The 17,940-nt window shown below is 47.5% G+C and carries 19 protein-coding genes; 1 reads left to right on the forward strand and 18 read right to left on the reverse strand.

All coding sequences use genetic code 11. The features are described from left to right. Nucleotides 1-29 precede the first annotated feature (29 nt). From A4V09_RS17750 to A4V09_RS17770, 5 genes are all read right to left on the reverse strand, one after another. Entirely contained in the window at nucleotides 30-1,706 is a 1,677-nt protein-coding gene (locus A4V09_RS17750) for a carbon starvation CstA family protein (RefSeq protein WP_065543508.1), read from the reverse strand. Between the two features lie 65 nt (nucleotides 1,707-1,771). Further along, a complete protein-coding gene (locus tag A4V09_RS17755) occupies nucleotides 1,772-2,299 on the reverse strand; it encodes a DUF8052 family protein (RefSeq protein WP_065543509.1) in 528 nt (175 codons plus the stop codon). 282 nt (nucleotides 2,300-2,581) lie between these two features. Then, entirely contained in the window at nucleotides 2,582-3,037 is a 456-nt protein-coding gene (locus A4V09_RS17760) for a pyridoxamine 5'-phosphate oxidase family protein (RefSeq protein WP_065543510.1), read from the reverse strand. 47 nt (nucleotides 3,038-3,084) lie between these two features. Further along, entirely contained in the window at nucleotides 3,085-4,677 is a 1,593-nt protein-coding gene (gene hcp / locus A4V09_RS17765) for a hydroxylamine reductase (protein ID WP_171286889.1), read from the reverse strand. 84 nt (nucleotides 4,678-4,761) lie between these two features. After that, nucleotides 4,762-5,313, reverse strand: a complete 552-nt coding sequence (locus A4V09_RS17770) for an ATP-binding protein (RefSeq protein WP_065543511.1) — start codon at nucleotides 5,311-5,313, stop codon at nucleotides 4,762-4,764. A gap of 101 nt (nucleotides 5,314-5,414) precedes the next feature. On the opposite strand from A4V09_RS17770, the gene A4V09_RS17775 reads away from it, so the two are divergent. After that, nucleotides 5,415-6,077 carry a Crp/Fnr family transcriptional regulator gene (locus tag A4V09_RS17775; protein WP_065543512.1) on the forward strand — a complete coding sequence of 221 codons (663 nt, stop codon included), beginning with the start codon at nucleotides 5,415-5,417 and terminating at the stop codon, nucleotides 6,075-6,077. Between the two features lie 67 nt (nucleotides 6,078-6,144). Here A4V09_RS17775 and A4V09_RS17780 read toward each other — a convergent pair whose 3' ends face one another. From A4V09_RS17780 to A4V09_RS17835, 13 genes are all read right to left on the reverse strand, one after another. Then, complete coding sequence (locus A4V09_RS17780) at nucleotides 6,145-7,239, reverse strand: KamA family radical SAM protein (protein WP_065543513.1); 1,095 nt, start codon at nucleotides 7,237-7,239, stop codon at nucleotides 6,145-6,147. 190 nt (nucleotides 7,240-7,429) lie between these two features. Next, complete coding sequence (locus tag A4V09_RS17785; RefSeq protein WP_065543514.1) at nucleotides 7,430-7,882, reverse strand: GNAT family N-acetyltransferase; 453 nt, start codon at nucleotides 7,880-7,882, stop codon at nucleotides 7,430-7,432. Beyond that, the gene (locus A4V09_RS17790) at nucleotides 7,866-8,507 is read right to left on the reverse strand and encodes a GNAT family N-acetyltransferase (protein ID WP_084043656.1); all 642 of its coding nucleotides are present in this window, start codon (nucleotides 8,505-8,507) and stop codon (nucleotides 7,866-7,868) included. The genes A4V09_RS17785 and A4V09_RS17790 overlap by 17 nt, the downstream gene beginning before the upstream one ends. A 216-nt stretch (nucleotides 8,508-8,723) precedes the next feature. Further along, nucleotides 8,724-9,293 (reverse strand): MFS transporter, encoded by a 570-nt coding sequence (locus tag A4V09_RS17795; RefSeq protein WP_330396583.1) that lies wholly within the window; start codon nucleotides 9,291-9,293, stop codon nucleotides 8,724-8,726. Between the two features lie 144 nt (nucleotides 9,294-9,437). Continuing rightward, nucleotides 9,438-11,363: a putative bifunctional diguanylate cyclase/phosphodiesterase gene (locus A4V09_RS17800; protein WP_065543517.1), complete on the reverse strand. Its 1,926-nt coding sequence runs from the start codon at nucleotides 11,361-11,363 to the stop codon at nucleotides 9,438-9,440. A gap of 92 nt (nucleotides 11,364-11,455) precedes the next feature. Continuing rightward, the gene (locus A4V09_RS24605) at nucleotides 11,456-11,611 is read right to left on the reverse strand and encodes a hypothetical protein (RefSeq protein WP_198168553.1); all 156 of its coding nucleotides are present in this window, start codon (nucleotides 11,609-11,611) and stop codon (nucleotides 11,456-11,458) included. Between the two features lie 31 nt (nucleotides 11,612-11,642). After that, nucleotides 11,643-12,371, reverse strand: a complete 729-nt coding sequence (locus A4V09_RS17805; RefSeq protein ID WP_065543518.1) for a FadR/GntR family transcriptional regulator — start codon at nucleotides 12,369-12,371, stop codon at nucleotides 11,643-11,645. 118 nt (nucleotides 12,372-12,489) lie between these two features. After that, entirely contained in the window at nucleotides 12,490-13,248 is a 759-nt protein-coding gene (locus A4V09_RS17810; protein ID WP_065543519.1) for an SDR family NAD(P)-dependent oxidoreductase, read from the reverse strand. A gap of 17 nt (nucleotides 13,249-13,265) precedes the next feature. Further along, the gene (locus tag A4V09_RS17815; protein ID WP_089280638.1) at nucleotides 13,266-14,201 is read right to left on the reverse strand and encodes a transketolase family protein; all 936 of its coding nucleotides are present in this window, start codon (nucleotides 14,199-14,201) and stop codon (nucleotides 13,266-13,268) included. Nucleotides 14,202-14,220: 19 nt separating this feature from the next. Continuing rightward, entirely contained in the window at nucleotides 14,221-15,078 is an 858-nt protein-coding gene (locus tag A4V09_RS17820) for a transketolase (RefSeq protein WP_065543520.1), read from the reverse strand. A 15-nt stretch (nucleotides 15,079-15,093) separates the two neighbouring features. After that, nucleotides 15,094-16,377, reverse strand: coding sequence for a TRAP transporter large permease (locus A4V09_RS17825; RefSeq protein WP_065543521.1), 1,284 nt, complete (start codon nucleotides 16,375-16,377; stop codon nucleotides 15,094-15,096). Further along, nucleotides 16,377-16,856 carry a TRAP transporter small permease gene (locus A4V09_RS17830; RefSeq protein ID WP_065543522.1) on the reverse strand — a complete coding sequence of 160 codons (480 nt, stop codon included), beginning with the start codon at nucleotides 16,854-16,856 and terminating at the stop codon, nucleotides 16,377-16,379. The genes A4V09_RS17825 and A4V09_RS17830 overlap by 1 nt, the downstream gene beginning before the upstream one ends. A gap of 16 nt (nucleotides 16,857-16,872) precedes the next feature. Beyond that, nucleotides 16,873-17,910, reverse strand: a complete 1,038-nt coding sequence (locus tag A4V09_RS17835; RefSeq protein WP_065543523.1) for a DctP family TRAP transporter solute-binding subunit — start codon at nucleotides 17,908-17,910, stop codon at nucleotides 16,873-16,875. Between the last annotated feature and the right edge of the window lie 30 nt (nucleotides 17,911-17,940).

Genomic DNA, 17,940 nt, shown 5'->3' on the forward strand with positions numbered 1-17,940 from the left:
AAGGGTTCTGGTCCTTCTCTTATCAGCCGTCAGGCCGTCTTTACATTTTTACTGAATAAAGTCTTAATCCCATCAACCGCCATGATCACAGCCAATACTACAATAGGAACGATCAGCGCACACTGGAGTCCCTCCACGAGCGCCTGCCCGGTTCCTCCCGCCAACTTCAGCACATTGTTCTTAAATGTGAGAACCAGAGTACTGAGCGTTGCTGCGAGCATGAAGAACATAGGGAAGTAGAACATCTTGTTGTTTTTCCCAATCCTTTTCAGCCAGCAGGAAACTGCCAAAAATGCTGGGACAGATACAAGCTGGTTGCAGGCTCCGAACAAGGCCCATATCTTTTGATATCCGGCAATTGTCAAAAGTGCTGCGCAGGCAATGGTGATCACGGTTGCCACATACATGTTGCTGAGGATATTCTTCCCTCCGTCCTTTTTGAACGCAAACAGCTCCTGGAACAGGAAACGTCCCAGACGTGTGGCTGTATCCAGAGATGTGAGAGCGAATGCGGAAATAGCCAGAAGAATGATTGTCTTCATGGTTGTAACTGCCATATCCCCCATTCCCAAATTTGCAAAGAAGGTACTGATCGCCGTAGCAAAAACCACCGGTGGTGTACCAATCTCCGCATAGGCACCGTCAGAAGTCAGATATCCCACAGCGATCAGAGCGATAACTGCAAGCACACACTCAATGAGCATGGAACCATATCCTATGAGCTTGGCGTCCTTCTCGCTGTTGAGCTGTTTTGAGGTGGTACCTGACCCGATCAGGCTGTGGAATCCTGACACTGCACCACAGGCAACTGTGATGAACAGAAACGGGAACAAGGTCTGTCCGCCGATATTCCATCCGGTAAATGCTTTGAGCTGCACATTAGGGTTGGTAAAGAAGATACCAATGGCAGCGGCGATCATCATGAAATACAGCAGAAAGCTATTCAGATAATCACGGGGCTGCAGCAAGATCCACACAGGAGCTACAGAGGCAATGAATATGTAAATAAAGATAACCACAAGCCATGCTGTCTTAGAAAAATAAATAGGGCATTTCAGTCCCACAAAGATGCACAGTGCCAGAAGAAGGACACCTGCAACGGTTGTGATACCCAGATTTACGTTTTTCCGGTTGAGAAAACCAAATCCCACAGCCAGGGGAATGAACAGCATGGATGCCATAGCTACAGAACCATTGGCAGCATTTTTAACCATATCCCCGTCTGCATTGGCCGTGAATCCGGCAAAGGTTCCCGCCACAATATCCGCAAATGCCGCTACAACCAGAATCAGCACCAGCCAGGCAAACACTGTAAAACATACCTTTGATTTATGGGAAATATTCTCCTCAATAACTTCACCCAGAGATTTTCCCTTGTGGCGGATGGATGCAAACAATGCGGAAAAATCCTGGACTGCACCGAAAAAGATACCTCCGATAACGATCCACAAAAGCACAGGCACCCATCCAAAAATAGCAGCCTGAATAGGTCCGTTGATAGGACCCGCTCCCGCGATGGATGAAAAATGATGTCCCAGCAGTACAGGTGCTTTGGCAGGCACAAAATCCACGCCGTCCTCCTCCGTATGTGCCGGTGTCTCACGTTTCGGATCTACGCCCCACTGTTTTGCCAGCCAGGAACCGTAGGTCACATAGGCGATCACGAAAATCAAAATTGCCACACCCAGAATCACAACTCCACTCATAACTCTTTTCCTCCTCTTTATAGATGATATGTAACTGTAAAGGTGCTATACAGTTACGGTGATATTTAAAAAGATGGAAACATCTTTTTATATCCTTTTACCAAATCCTTTGCCGCAGCATTGCCATATACCCTGTGGCTCTCCACATCAAAAAGTACCACACGCTCCTCCGAAAATCCCCGTACGGCAAACCGGTAATTTTTTCTGAATCTCAGTTTTTTCAGTGAGCTTACCGCCTCGTCAGAGACCGCCTTCTCAGAGATAAACACGCCTGTCAGATAAGTATACATGTGATCCTTAACCGGCTCCTTCTCCCCGCCTCTGACCAGCTCAGGTTCCATATACTCTAAGAGCTGCTTCTGAAAGCGCAGGATATCCCCATTCTGAACCACATCCCTGCATTGAAAAAAAGCGTGTTCAAAACAGTGGGCACGCCACAGCTCAGCCCGTTTAACCAGTACATATTTGGCACTGGTCATACAGAATCCGGCATAGGCATCATAAACCTCTCCATGAAACTCATACGGCTCCTCCACATCAAAATTTGACCTGTATGTATCGACTATTTTATCCAGTATGTTCTCACTATTCATTTTATTCTCCACATAAAAGCTGTATTAGGTTTCAGTAGTAATCTATTGACTTTATAAAGTAATTATAAAATTTATATAAAATATACCATTATATTATAAATATTACAACCCCTTGGTTTCATTTTTCATATCTGCCATAACTTACAGTTATAGTGCGTCCCTCCGTACCGTCTCTTACAGGATTTCCATGCCTGGCCCGAAACTGCTTGCGCACCCCTTTTTCCGGACAGAAAAAAACACGCACAGATTTTATGTCCATACGTGTTTTCCCTATATTCCATATTATTTTTTGGCTTTCCCCGTGACTTCTTTTATCCGGATTTTCCAGATACCTGTCACTTCCAGACTTTTTCTGACCGCATCTTCAAATTCACCCATATTTGCAGGGGTGTGGCGCTCACACAGAATCCTGAGGGCTTTGATCTTCTCCCGGTCATCTGTCACTTCCTCTGCGTGTCCGCTGATAATGGCTGATTCAAACTTTGTGGTAAACTGATACTCAAGCCGTTTTGTATCTCCCACACATACCAGGCAGACCTCTGGGTTCTGCTTTAAAATATCTAGTTTCCTGCCCGCCTTTGCCGTGTGAAAATAGATGGCATCCCCGTCTCTGACTATGGTTATGGGTACCGCATAGGGCATCCCCTCCCGGTCTGTCATAGACAGCACAGCCCACTCACATTTGTCTGATACTTCCAAAGCAAACTCCCGTGACATTTCCCTGTCTTTTCTTCTCATACATATCCTCCTGTTCTGTCAGCCCTGTCCGCAAACCAGCCAAATGTCTATCCGAGGATTTTTTTCAAATCCTCATCCGGTGTGCTGACAGGTGAAATCTGGAAATTATCTACCAGATAGTTTAACACATTTTTGGATACAAAGGCAGGTAATGTTGGTCCGAGATAAATATTTTTTATCCCCAGATGCAGAAGTGTCAGCAGGATACTTACGGCTTTCTGCTCGTACCAGGAGAGTACCAGGGTCAGCGGCAGTTCATTGACACCACAGTGAAAGGCTTCTGCCAGAGCAGACGCCACCTTAACGGCACCAAAAGCGTCATTACACTGACCCATGTCCATAAGTCTGGGAAGGCCCCCGGTCTCCCCCAGATCCAGGTCATTGAAACGGTATTTTCCGCAGGCCAGCGTGAGGATGATGGAATCCTTTGGCGCCTTCTGAACAAATTCCGTATAGTAATTTCTCCCTGTTCTGGCACCGTCACATCCCCCTACCAGGAAAAAGTGGCTGATCTGGCCTGCTTTGACAGCCTCAACCACCTGGTCTGCAGCGCTCAAAATGGTGTTGTGCCCAAAGCCCGTTGTCAGAGTGCTTCCTCCATTGATGCCGGAAAAAGTCCTGTCCTCTGAATATCCTTTCAGTTCTATTGCTTTCTCAATGACCGCGGAGAAATCCCTGTCTTCCCCCACATGGGTCATGCCCGGATAGCTGACAACACCTGTGGTGAATACCCTGTCCCTGTAACTGTCTTTGGGAGGCATAATGCAGTTGGTGGTAAAAAGGATTGGAGCCGGAAGCCCGGCAAACTCTTTTTGCTGGTTCTGCCATGCAGTGCCGAAGTTTCCTTTCAGATGTGCATATTTCCTAAGTTCCGGATAAGCATGTGCAGGCAGCATCTCCCCGTGTGTATAAATATTGATGCCTTTCCCCTCTGTCTGTGCAAGAAGCAGTTTCAAGTCTCTCAGGTCATGGCCTGAAATGACAATGAACGGCCCTTTTTCCACTTTCATCTCCACCTTGGCCGGCGCAGGAATCCCATAAGTCTCTGTGTTGGCTTTATCCAGCAGTTCCATACATTTAAAATTCACTGCCCCCTCTTCCATGACCAGAGGAAGCAGATCCTCCATGGCTCTGTCCTGGCCGATGGCTGCCATCCCTTTATAGAAAAATGCGTTTACCTCATCATGGGTATATCCCAGGACCATGGCATGGTAAGCATAGGCCGCGGTACCTCTCAGTCCAAACAGCAGAAGCGATTTCAGGGAACGGATATCTTCCTGGTCCTGCCAAAGTTTTTCCATGGGATAATCAGCAGTCCGTCCGCAGGGTTCCTGACAGGCCGTACATCCAGGTACATACTTTGCAGTCTCCTGATGCACCGCCTCAATCTGCTTTTTCAGGGATTCATCATCAAAATTCACATTTGTCAAAGTTGCAAACAGGCCTTCCATCATGAGGCGGTCTGTCACCGGTTCCGCTTTATCCTCTCCCACCGCTTGGGCAAGTCCGATCAAAGCCCCTGTCAGCTCATCCTGAAGTTTTGCGGTGGTATCCTGTTTCCCGCACACTCCTCTGTTCCCTTTGCATCCGCTGCATCCTGCAGTCTGTTCGCATTGATAACAAAACATTTTTTCTTCCATCCTTGTTTTCCTCTCCTTTTCTGTGGGGCACATCTATTGTGCCATGCTCCTTTTTTACGATACAGCCTATATTAAATGGAGACACTATCTCTCCAGCAGATCCCCTTGGGTAGATACCGTTACCACCTGAAGGGGTATTTCTTTTCCGGATTTTGAAAGAGCTGCTTTCACCGCACGCTCTATGCCGCCGCAGCACGGAACCTCCATACGCAGGACCGTCACGCTTTTTACCTCATTTATGCCCAGGACCTCCGACAGTTTCTCAGAATAATCCACACTGTCCAGCTTCGGACAGCCGATAAGCACCACCCTGTCTTTCATAAACTCCCCATGAAATCCCCCATAGGCATATGCTGTGCAGTCCGCTGCGATCAGCAGGTCTGCCTCTTGAAAAAAGCGTGCTGCCGGAGATACCAGTTTTATCTGCACCGGCCAAGGGCGGGAACCACTCTCCTCAAAAGCTATGGCCCCTGTGGGACATACCGGAAGGCAGTCTCCCATACCGTCACACAATTCTTTTTTCAAAAGCTTTGCCTTGCCGTTCACCATGCCTATGGCACCCTCATGGCAGGCACCGGCACACAGGCCGCAGCCGCTGCATTTACTTTCATCTATCTGAACCAGTTTTCTTGCCATTGCATTTCCTCCTCTGTTCTTGTCTTTTCATGGATAATATACTATAATAAAAACAATAATTCTGTTGTAGATGCAACAAACAAGAAAGGATCCTAATATTTATGCGCGCATATCCCATAAAAGATTTAAAACACTCCCCTTTATTTCGGGGAATCACTGAGGATGAACTTGGCACCATGCTGGACTGTCTGTCAGGAAATATACGAAAATATAAAAAGGACGCCTCCATCTTCCGATGGGGAGACCGGATTTCCCAGATTGGGCTTATATTGAAAGGCAACGTCCATATTGTAAGGGAAAGCTATTGGGGAAAAGAATCCCTTCTCGCCCGGCTGGGTCCGGGGGACCTGTTCGGGGAAACTTATGCCTGTGTTCCTCAGGCCGCTTTTGACGGCACAGCTCTGGCCGCGGCTGATACGGAAATCCTGTTTCTGGATCTGAAACGCGTGCTGACTACCTGTTCCTCAGCCTGCCGCTTTCATACCAGACTGATCCAAAATCTGCTTGGTGTGCTGGCAGAAAAAAACCTCCATTTTTCCAGAAAAATAGACTGCCTGGCGCCTCACACCATCCGTGCCAAACTGATGGAATACTTTTCCCAGCAGACAAGGCTTCAGGGCACCAGAACTTTTACCATTCCCTTTAACAGGCAGCAGCTCGCCGACTATCTGTCTGTTGACAGAAGCTCCATGACTGTGGAATTGTATAAAATGAAGGATGAGGGACTGATCGAATTTCAGAAGAATCAGTTCACAGTCTGCTGAAAACAATTTATGTAAACTAAAAAGGACACTTCCTCATGCGAAATGTCCTTTTTATGGCAGCCTCTTTTTACTCCAGCCAGCACTGTTTCTCCCCGATCTTACTGGAAAAGATACGTCCTTTGTCTTTCTCATCTTTTGCCTGGTGATATTTAAACAACATATTACCGTCCCCCATCTCACCTAAAATCTCAATCTTGCCGGTTACATGGGAGAGGACATAGCGGAAACATTTTCCCTGGCCGCTCTGCATCTGTTTTGCGCGCTCCACAATGCGGAAGGCCTCATGCAGAGGCACCTGGAACTGGCTGTGTACCCCGGTCACAGGCCTGCACTGGAACACATAATAGGGAATAATGCCCATGGCTGTAGTCTCCTGCAGAAGTTTGCCCAGGATTTCGGGCCTGTCATTTACCCCCTTTAACAGCACTGTTTGGTTCTTCACTACGATTCCGGCCCGCATCAGGGTATGTACAGCTTCTGCCGCCTCTTCCGTCAGCTCCCTGGGATGGTTAAACTGGGTGACAACGTAAATCTGTTTTTTCTTTCCATACGCGGTAAGCATATCCACCAATTCCGGATCTGTGGTGATCCTCTGCGGAAGCACCACAGGGGTTCTGCTGCCGAAGCGGATCAGGTTCAGATGTTCGATCCCTGAAAATTCCTCCAAATACTTTCTAATGGTCCGGTTGCTGTTGAGAAACGCGTCGCCGCCGGACACCAGCACATTATTAATCTCCTCATGCTGCCGCACATACTGGGCCATTTCGCTGATATACTCCGCGATTTCATCACCTGACAGCCCTACCAGACGCTTGCGGAAGCAGTGACGGCAGTACATGGCGCACTGGTTTGTGGAGAGTATCAGCACTGTGGCATCATACTTATGCTGCATTCCCGTCATAACTGTGTTGTCATGCTCACCGCTGGTATCCATCTCGCCTCCGGCCTTCAGTTCCGCATCTGCCGGGATACAGAGTTTTCTTATGGGATCCTCCGGGTCATTTTCGTCCACAAGAGACAAATAATAAGGATTCACAAACATGGGAAACATATCCTGGATCTTACAAAGCGCAGGAAGCTCCTCCTCTGTAATATGCAGGCGTCCTGCAAGCTCCCTGACATCATCGTATCCGTTTTTTAATAACTCTTTCCAATCTGCCATAATCATGTCTCCCCTTTCTTCTTCCTGACAGCCGAATGCTGTCTTTTTTCACATCGTAAACACTGTATAAAAGTATTGTACTAAATTTCCTTGGAGATTTCATCATTTTTCCTTTAATTTTTATCCAATATTTACAAAATGTTTATATTTTCGTGTATGATTATGACAAATAAATTGTTTTTTTTGCGGCCTATTTCTGTTCACAAACCATGATATACTCCCCATGTAGGTCCCTGCCTCCCGTAAATCGGAAACCGGCATTTTTATACATACCGGCAGCCACATCGTTTCCCCCGATAACACTCAGGTATATTTTCTTTCTGCCGTATTCCTTTGTGAGCCGTTCCAGTAACAGGTGCAGCGCTGCTTTGCCGTATCCTTTTCCCTGATATTTCTCATCAATCAAAAGCCTGTCCATCCAGACCCGCCCGGCCGGAAAATACTCCCAGAAAAATCCGTACATAGCGAATCCCACCAGTTCCTCCCCATGGTAGATCCCCACAGGTCTCCAGCTTTTCCTTTTATCCGCCTCATCCAGGCACTGCTGTACACTCTCAATAAAATGTTCCTGCCCTTTTCCCACCTTAAGCTGCAGGACATCTGCTCTGTTCTCCTCTGTGACCGGTTTAAAAGTTATATTCATAAAGATACATCTCCAGACGGAATCTCTGACCGCGGGGACTCACCAACAGTTCACGGCAGTCCAGGCGCTCAAACTCCTGGCTTTCATAAAATTTATAATTACAGGTATTATCGGTATAGACATAGACACTTTCTGCACCTTTGGCCCGGAAATAGCCTCTTAACTGTCCCCACAGCTCTTTTCCCACGCCGCATCCTCTGACTGCCTTAGACACGGCAAAAAATACAACCTCCCCGTCAAACTTTTTTCCGCAGCCTTCCAGCATCTCTTTATCTGTTTTGTCAAATCCCCGGAACTGTCTTCCCACTTTCCTTCCGTCCCCGGACAGCATCAGTCTCAGGCCGCTGAAAAAACTTTTTATGTGCATACCCACATTCATTTTCCTGTCACCATTATACTGCCCGATAATGATCCCCACAACCCTGTCCCTGCAGACAGCCACCCTGGCAAAGGTTTTCTGTGTCAGACAGCCTCTCAGATATACCTTTGCCATCTGCTTTGCTGTGGACGGCTTGTCGCAGATGCTGTCATAGTTCCATGTGTCCCTGATAATCTTCTCAATGTAGGGATAATCCTTTTTTTCTAAATCCCTGTAAGTTACATTCAACTTTTTTTGTTTCATCATTCCACCTCATTAAATGCCGTCCCCTGTTCCGAGGGTACCCGGCTTTATTTGCTGTCATATGCTATTCTAAACTATACACCTGCTGTAAGGTCAAGAAACAAACTATGAAAAATACATGAATCCAATCTAAAAAGGCATGGCCCCGAGATATTGCATTCACAGAACGCCATGCCTTTTATCTCCTTACCGTCATCTGCCGATACCACTGGGATTCAATTATACAATTTTATTTCTTCTCTTTTCCAGAACTTCCGTTATGGTTCCGTGCTTTTTATCCAGGTCAAAAAACAGTGCAGCCAGAATTCCCAGCCCTGAGAGTACAGCCGGAATCCAGAATACATTTCCTTTGATAGCCGCAAGGGCTTTTGCAGACTGGGCACTGCCGGCTGTATAACCGCCTGCTCCCAAAACAATAGAGGAGATAATGGGCGCAAACGCGATTCCCAGCTTATTGGTGCACATCATCACAGAAGTCATGATTCCCTGAGGCCTTTCCCCTGTCAGATACTCCACCTCATCCATAGTATCGGAACATGCGGAATACAATGGACCTGTACAAAGGTTGGAGGCTGCGCCGCAGAGAAAATTAAACACAACCTGTCCTGCCACACTGCTGCCGGAAACTGCCATGCCCAGTATAGAAAGTATCATCCCCATACTTCCCAGGACCATGCTTTTCCTGTTCCCCACCCGGTCAAGCACCTGCCCGATAAACGGGGAGCTGACCAGCATGGAGATGGGCGACATGGCCAGAAGCAGGGTTGCCAGCCCCTCATTCGGTATAATAGTAAGACAGGTAAGCTGAAGTCACCCCAAACGTAACACAGTTGGCAACATCACCGCCTCCGAAGCTCAGCTTCTCCATTGTTGTAAGCTGTCTCTTTTCCATGGTTCCATCCTCCGTATGCATTGCCGGCTAAAAATAAAGAACTACAGGCTCTGCGCATTTTTTATAAAAGAAAAGGCTTCCTCCTCCGGAAGGGGTCTGGAAAAATAAAAGCCCTGAATGTAATCTATCCCGCAGCTTTTTACAAAGGTCTCCTGCTCCTCATTCTCCACACCCTCTGCAAGGACTTGTAGTCCCATCTCGTGAAATACGGTTGACAGGCTTTTGACCATAGCTGCCGTCTCCCTTTTCTCCATGGCAGACCAGATAAGGCTTTTGTCCAGCTTTACCGTATCCAGAGGCGTGTTCATGACTGACACAATATTGGAGTACCCGGTCCCAAAATCATCCAGCTCAATGAGAACTCCCCGTTTCTGCATTTCCAGGGAAAATTCCTCCACCGCCTCCGCGTTCTCTGCAAGTATACTCTCTGTGATCTCTATCTTGATCCTGGAAAAAGGAGTCTGATTCTTTTCAATGATCTCCGCCACTTTTTCTGCCAGGCCAATCTGAGAAAACTGCCGGCCGGAAAAGTTCACGTGCACTCCGTCAAATTCAATATTTTCCCGGGACAGCCTGTTGATAAACCCGCATACCTTGTCAAGTATCTGATAGGTGATCTCCACGATCATGCCTGTCTCCTCCGCAATGGGTATGAATTCATTTGGATAGAGGGGGCCAATGGGTGAATCCGGTATGCGCAGCAGAGACTCCGCAACTGTATACTTCCCTGTAGAGGTAGAAATGATAGGCTGGTAAAAGACGGAGAAACTGTTATCTCTCAGATTCTTCTCCAGTATCTCCACGATCTTCCGCCGCCTATGCAAAGAATTCAGCATTTCGTGTCCGCAGAAATAGACATTGGTGCCGGACGCCCCCTTTGCCATGGATACAGAATATTCAATTCCGCTGATCAAATCTTCTACTGTATTGGCACACTCGGGATACCCCACAACTCCGATCACGGCAGGGACAACACAGTTGTTTTCCCCCCAGTTCCAGGCCTGCTGCATCCTCTGCTCCAGTTTTTCCACTTTCGTGCCTATACCGGCGTCAAGAGGCCCATAGGATAAAATGGCAAATTCATCACCGCTGAAACGGTACAGGCAGTGAGGCTCTGAAATGCCTTTAAGATAAGATGCAATTTCCTGGAGAAGCAAATCCCCGGTATGCTGTCCATAGGTATCATTGATGCGCTTAAACCCTCTCAGGGAGAGCACTGTAATATTAAAATACTTCGATTTTCCGATCAGCAGTTCTATCATTTTCAGAAATTCCTGCCGGTTTGGCAGACCGGTAAGATAATCCACAGAGTTTTGTTTATTCTGCAGATACAGATAAATGATCAGCAGCGCGCAGGTGGCCGCGGAGCCGGAGAGGATCACGGTGGGATAAAGCTGCTGGACAACAATGACCACCAGCGCGATCATGGGAAATATAGCCAGTATCCTTATGATCGCCCGTTCCATGTACTTTCTCCAAACAACAACAGCCACCATGGCTGCCACGCCATACAGATAAAATATAATATACGTCAGAGAGATGAGCGGCCCCCGGGTGTACGCTCCGTCTTTGCTGATGCTGAATAATATCTTTGAAAGCGGATTCCAGAGAACCAGCAGAAAATAAATACCCCCGGGAAGAGCAGTCCATGCCAAAATCTTTGGAGGATTCCCTCTGTTTTCAAACACGGTGGCTAAGGTATAGAAAAAATAGGCCATTCCCATAAGAGGGGTGGCTACAAAATAAACGGTTGTCACCAGCCAGTTCAGAAGATATGGAAATTTGTCAGGGTAGGCGATCATAATGGTAGACGCGATGTTAAAGGACATAGCGCAAAAGGTCACTAAAAAACAGAACTGAAACAGACGGTTCCTCAACGAAGGGACCAGATTACTTTTCCTTGAATAAAACCAGATGATAATAAGGTTGATTCCGGAAATACACTCCGCCACAATATTCCACTGCATATCTTTTCCTCGATCATGTACGACTTATAAGCTATTTTATAATTAATCCGGAACATAATCAACCTATAAATAAAAATCCCTCCGCTGAACTTTCAGCGGAGGGCGCGTTTCCGGTACACCAGTTCTTTTACATTGGCTCTTCCTGCTTTCAGATATTCTCTGGGGGCAAAGGCGGAAGGCTTCTGTGCCAATATCCGGCGTACACCTGCGGTCATGGCGATATAACAATGAATGGACAGGGCATCCATCAAATGACTGCGATCGGAAATTGAACGAGGGCTACTCTTCTGCCCCTGTGAAAGGAATATCAGAAAAGTATGTTTTTCTTACAGCCGAGTTCAGATTGTCTGTCACTTTATTTGCCATCATCTCATAGATTTTCTGGTGTGCTTCAAATAATTCCCAGCCTCTTCCCGTCTTGATCATTGTCTCCACGGTTTTCAGTCTCATGGAATGAGTCAGCACCCGCACCACCTGGTTGATTTTATTCACCAGGGGATTCTTCCCCATATCTGATATGGTATTATGGAATTCATTGTCGGCCCAGAAGGCGTTCTCCACGTTCTCCGGCCCCTTGTTGATCTCTTTCTCCATGCGGTTCAGCTTCTCTTTCAGTATATACAGATCGTCTTCCTGAATCTTCTGCATGGCGAGCTGCATCACACCAACCTCTATCAGTTCACGCAGTTCCATAAGATTTTCATATGAATCCTCTTTATCTAAAATAATACCGTAAATCATAGGGTCGATCATGCTCTCAGAAAATCCCTCACAGACAAAGGTTCCCTCTGCCCGCCTGATCTCAAGCACTCCCAGGTATACCAGGATCTTAATGGCCTCACGGATGGAGTTTCTTCCCACGCCCATGCTTTCGGCAAGCTCTGCCTCCGTGGGTATTTTATCTCCGGGACGAAGTTCCCTGTTAAGCATGGCTTCCGTCAGCGCATTGATCACCTGCTGTACTACTGATTCACTGTTTACCTTTTTTAAATAACTGATGTTCTGCATTTTACTCACCCCTTTATCGGTTTATCCTACAACCTACATACTACCATAAAAGTCGGCTTTTGTCTATCATACCCGGATAAAATAAGGGGTGTTTGTATTGTTTAGGCCAGTAACCTGCCTAATCCATATGCGAGCCGCCGTTGATGTCGATTTCCTCGCCTGTTATATAGGAAGCCTCCTTGGATGCCAGGAATACAATGGCATTTGCCACCTCCTGCGTCTCGCCCGGACGTCCCATGGGGATTCCGTCGATGATTTTATCCGCGTCCTCCCTGGGAAGAGATTTCCAGATTTCTGTGTTAATAAGCCCCGGACAGACACTGTTCACTGTAACGCCTTCCGCGGAGATCTCTCTCGAAAGATTCTTGGAAAATGCCAGTACCGCCGCTTTGGAAGCGGAATAATGTGCGCCGCCGAATACACCGCCGCCTCTTTTTCCGGATACGGAGGACAGATTTACGATCCTTCCGTATTTCTGGTCACGCATGATCTTCATGCATTTCTGTGTGCAGAGGAACAGGCCGAACATGTTGACTTCAAAAATCTTTCTCATATCTGCCAGTGTCATATCCTCAACGGTCACCTTCTGGGAAATGCCCGCATTGTTCACCAGCACGTCAATTCTGCCGTAAGCACCCATAATGTCATCCACCATTTTCTGCACAGATGCCTCATCCGTTACATTGACTGTCACGCCCATGGCCTCTTGGCCCTCAGCCCTGATCTCGTTTACAGTGTCCTGTACGCCCGCTTCATTCATGTCGGCGATCACTACTGCTGCTTTTTGTTTTGCAAATGTTTTTGCAATGGTCTTGCCAATTCCTTTCGGTGAGCCGCTTCCTGTTACAATTACTACCTGTCCGTCAAAATCAAACATTTTCATTATCCTCCTGATCATTTTACTAATGCTTTTGCTGTATCCACTATATTTTCCACTGTGATCCCGTTCATTTCCAGTAGTCTCTCATAAGGGGCGGACTGGCCGAACTGGTCCTGGATACCGATACGTTTTACAACACATTTCCCTGTATCTGCGGCCACCTCACTGACTGCGCTGCCCAGGCCGTTCATAATATTGTGGTCTTCCACAGTGATGATCCTGCCTGTTTCATTCACACACTCCATAACCGCGTCAGCATCCAGCGGCTTGATGGTGTGCATATCCAAAAGTTTCACGGATACACCCTGGGCTTCCAATAGCTCTGCCGCTTTCATGGCAATGGATACGGTATCCCCGTTGGCAATGATAGAGACATCTTTTCCGTCTTTTAACTTGTTGGCTTTGCCGATCTCAAATTCCGCGTCTTCCGGATAAATGACCGGAATGGCATCCCTGGTAAAGCGCAGATAGACAGGCCCTTCATAATCTGCGGCTGCTTTTACCAGCTTCTTGGCTGAATTGTAATCCGCAGGCATGAGAACCGTCATGTTAGGGATAGTACGCAGAACACCCATGTCCTCTATACTCTGATGGCTGGCGCCGTCATTTGCCGGTGTAACACCCCCGTGGGAGCAGGCGATTTTTACATTTAGTTTAGGATAACAGATCTCCTGTCGGATCATCTCACACATTCTCAGGGAACCGAACACAGCGTAGGTCACTACAAAGGGAACCTTTCCGCAGGTGGCAAGGCCTGCAGCAACGCCGGCCGCGTTCTGTTCTGCGATCCCCACATTCAAATACTGTTTGGGAAGCTGTTTGCGGAACTCCCCTGTCTTGCAGGATTTACCTATATCAACATCCACTACATAAATATCGTTGTCCAGCTTACCCAGCTTTACGATCTCCTCACCAAAACCATCTCTGGTCGCTTTATTTATTTCACTCATATTCTTATCCTCCATCCGCTTATGCTGATTTTCTGACTTCCAGTTTTTTAAGCTGTGCATCCAGTTCGTCCATTGCCTGTTGGTACTGCTGGTCATTTGGCGCAACTCCATGCCATCCGCACTGGTTCTCCATAAAGGAAACGCCTTTTCCCTTCACTGTGTTGGCAAAGATACATTTGGGTTTCCCGTTCTTTCTCATGCGGATTCTGTCTAAGGTGTCCACGATCTGTTTCATATCATGTCCGTCAATCTCATAAGGATCAAACCCAAAGGCCCTGAATTTCTCACCCAGATTGATATTAGGCATAACTTCATCGGTGGTGCCGTCAAGCTGCAGGTTATTGTTGTCCACAAATACCACCAGGTTATCCAGCTCATATTTATGTGCGGTCTGCGCTGCCTCCCAGATTTCGCCTTCCTGACATTCGCCGTCGCCCACCACTACAAATACACGGTAATCTTTGCCATCTCTCTTAGCCGCAATGCCCATCCCTACGCCGCAGGCCAGTCCCTGTCCCAGGGAACCGGTGGAGATATCAATGCCGGGGCATTTTTTCATATCAGGATGTCCCTGCAGGATAGAACCTTCCTGGCGGAGGGTACCCAGTACCGGTTCATCAAAGAATCCCAGGGTCGCCAGTGCCGCGTACTGTACCGGACACACATGGCCTTTTGAAAGGACAAAACGGTCTCTATCCTCCCATTTAGGGTTTTTGGGGTCCAGATTCATTTCCCTGAAATACAGGGCTGTCACAAAGTCGGCTGCGGACAGTGACCCGCCGGGATGACCGGATTTCGCTTTGTGAATCATGGTGATCACCTTTTTTCTTAATTCGATACTCTCTCTTTCCAGTTCTTCAACGCTTACATTTTTCATATTCCCCGCTCCTTTTTATAAGAATAACAATGAGATTTTAGGTATATAGGTTACGAACAGCAATACGATCAGTGCTGCTATGATCAATGAGATCACTGCTTTTGATATCTGCTTTAAGTTTACATTGCCCACACCGCATGCCACATAGAGGTTCACCCCTACCGGAGGAGTGAAAAGCCCGATCGCCAGGTTGACGATCATCACCACGCCCAGGTGAATCAGATCCACACCCAACGCCTGTGCCACCGGCACGAACAGCGGGGTAAAGATAAATAAAGCGGAAGTGGAATCCAGGAAGCAGCCTGCGATCAGCAGAATAATATTTACTATAATAAAGAAAACGATCACATTTCCGCCTGTTGCACTTTGAAGCGCGGAACTGATGGCTACATCCAGTCTTGCCCTGGTAAGTACATATGCGAACAGGCTGGCTGCCGCTGTAATAAACATAACCGTGGCTGTGGTGGATGTAGTATCAAGAAGTATGGCATAAAACTCTTTCAGCCTTATCTTCTTGTAAACAAAAACTCCTACAAACAGTCCGTACACAACCGATACTGCCGCTGCCTCTGTTGGGGTGAAAATACCACCATAGATACCGCCCAGAATAATAACCGGCATCATAAGCCCCCAGAACGCATCTTTAAACGCCAGCCAGCGCTCTTTTTTGCCGGCTTTCGGCAGTGTCTTCAAATCGGATTTTCTTCCTACCACAAGAGCCACCACCATCAGTGCCGCTCCCATCAGAAGACCCGGAATAAGTCCTGCAATAAACAGTTCACCGATGGATGTATCGGCGATGGAGCCATATACCACAAAGGTTATGGAAGGAGGAATGATGACCCCTATGGCTCCGGCCGCTGCCATTAACGCTGCCGAAAACGCAGGTTTATAGCCTGATTTGATCATGGCCGGCACAACGATAACTCCAAGTGCCGCCACAGTTGCCGGTCCTGAACCCGAAATAGCCGCGAAGAAACAGGAAACAATGACACATACAATGGCAAGCCCGCCTCTGATATGGCCTACACAGGCCTCAGCCAGTTTGATAAGTTTCTCTGATATTCCCGCTTTCTCCATAATATTTCCTGCTAAGATGAAGAAAGGAATTGCCAGTAATACGAATTTGCTGGTTGACGCCGATACGATCATGGGAAGACTGCTCATTACTGTATCCAGCGGTCTTCCTGCTCCCTGGGCGATCATGGCAACCACACTGGAAGTGCCAAGACACACCGCTATGGGCGCTCCCATGAGAAGCAGTACGGCGAAGCTTATAAAAAGGATTGCTGCTACCACTATTTGCTTACCTCCTTTTCGGGATTTCTCTTGATCTCTTCTATTAAAACCTGTAAAAAACGAATGACTGCAAAGAATGCACCGATTGGCACAAAGGAACCGAAGATCCATTCAGGCCACTGCATACCTGCCGTAACCTGCCCCAGAATCCTCTGATTCCTCACCATGAGGATTCCGTAGTAGAAAATAGCTCCCGTAAACAAAACTGCCACAAAATAACCTATGATCTTTAACACTTTTTCCACCTTGGGTCCCACCGCATCGGTCACAATACTCAGCCCCAGATGGGCTCTCCGCTTTGCCGCTATTGCTGTGCCCAGCATACTCAGCAGTACAAAGAGGTAGGTTGTGATCTCCTCTGAAAAAGAAAAGGATGCGCTGAACAGGTATCTGGCAACCACGTTGGCAAATGTGAGGATCGTCATAACGATCAGACAGGCAGCTGCCAGTATTTCCTCTATCTTGTCAAATATCCGCATTTCATTTCCTCCCTCTCTATTCGCTTTCTATCCGGAAAGCCTTACAGGCCTTCTCGCCGTATTTGTCAATAAATTCTTGTTTTACACCGCTGATCTCATCCTTAAAGGCATCCATTTCTTCTGCGTTTAATTCTGTTACCGTCATGCCCTCGGATTTGAACTCTTCCACAATGGCTGCCTCTTCTTCCTCCACCGTATCTCTTCCCCACTCACATGCTTCTCTTGCCTTTTCCTGAAGTAGTTCCCTTGTCTTCTGCTCCAGAGATTCCCAGATCTCCGTGTTTGCTACAAATAAATCGTTTTCATATGTATAATTCCACAATGTGAGATAGTCCTGAATCTCATCCATCTTGGCAGATTCCGTGATACAGATGCCGTTTTCCTGTCCGTCGATGGTTCCCTGCTGGATGGCTGTGAAGACCTCGCTCCAGCTCATTGCCACCGGGTCAGCGCCTAAAGTTTTGAAGAACTTCATATAGACTTCACTGCCCGGCACACGGATTTTCAGTCTCTTTACATCTTCCGGTGTACGCACCTCACGTTTGCTGTTTGTGATCTGGCGGAAACCATTGTGGAAAGAACCCAGATAGGTGATTCCTTTTGCCTCCAGACGCTCTGCGTAATACTCGCCGCCGGTACTGTCAATGATCTCTCTTGCATGTTTGTAATCATCAAATACCCATGGAATGGTTGCCACAGATAACTGCTCGTCTATCACTGCCATAACACATGTAGCGTAGGCTGCCAGGTCCACTCCCCCGCCTGCTATCATCTCAATTCCCTTTGTAGAGTTTCCTCCGGCGAGCTGGTCATTGGGATACACAGCAATGGTCACATTTCCATCGGATGCTTCCTCCACCAGCTCCGCAAATTTGTCTGCTACTCTGGAGTCAATCTGAATGTCCGTTCCATTCACTGCCATGACCAGTTCGATCTTATGATAACCATTCCCGGTTTCCCCTGAAGCCTCCACATTCTCAGCGCCGCCGCACCCCGTAAGCAGCCCTGTCATAACGGCCCCGGCCAACAGCAGGCTTAACACCCTAGCTTTCATAAATACCTCCTTTAAGTTCTCCCGCTTCAA

Source organism: Blautia pseudococcoides (assembly GCF_001689125.2).
Lineage (GTDB): Bacteria > Bacillota > Clostridia > Lachnospirales > Lachnospiraceae > Blautia > Blautia pseudococcoides.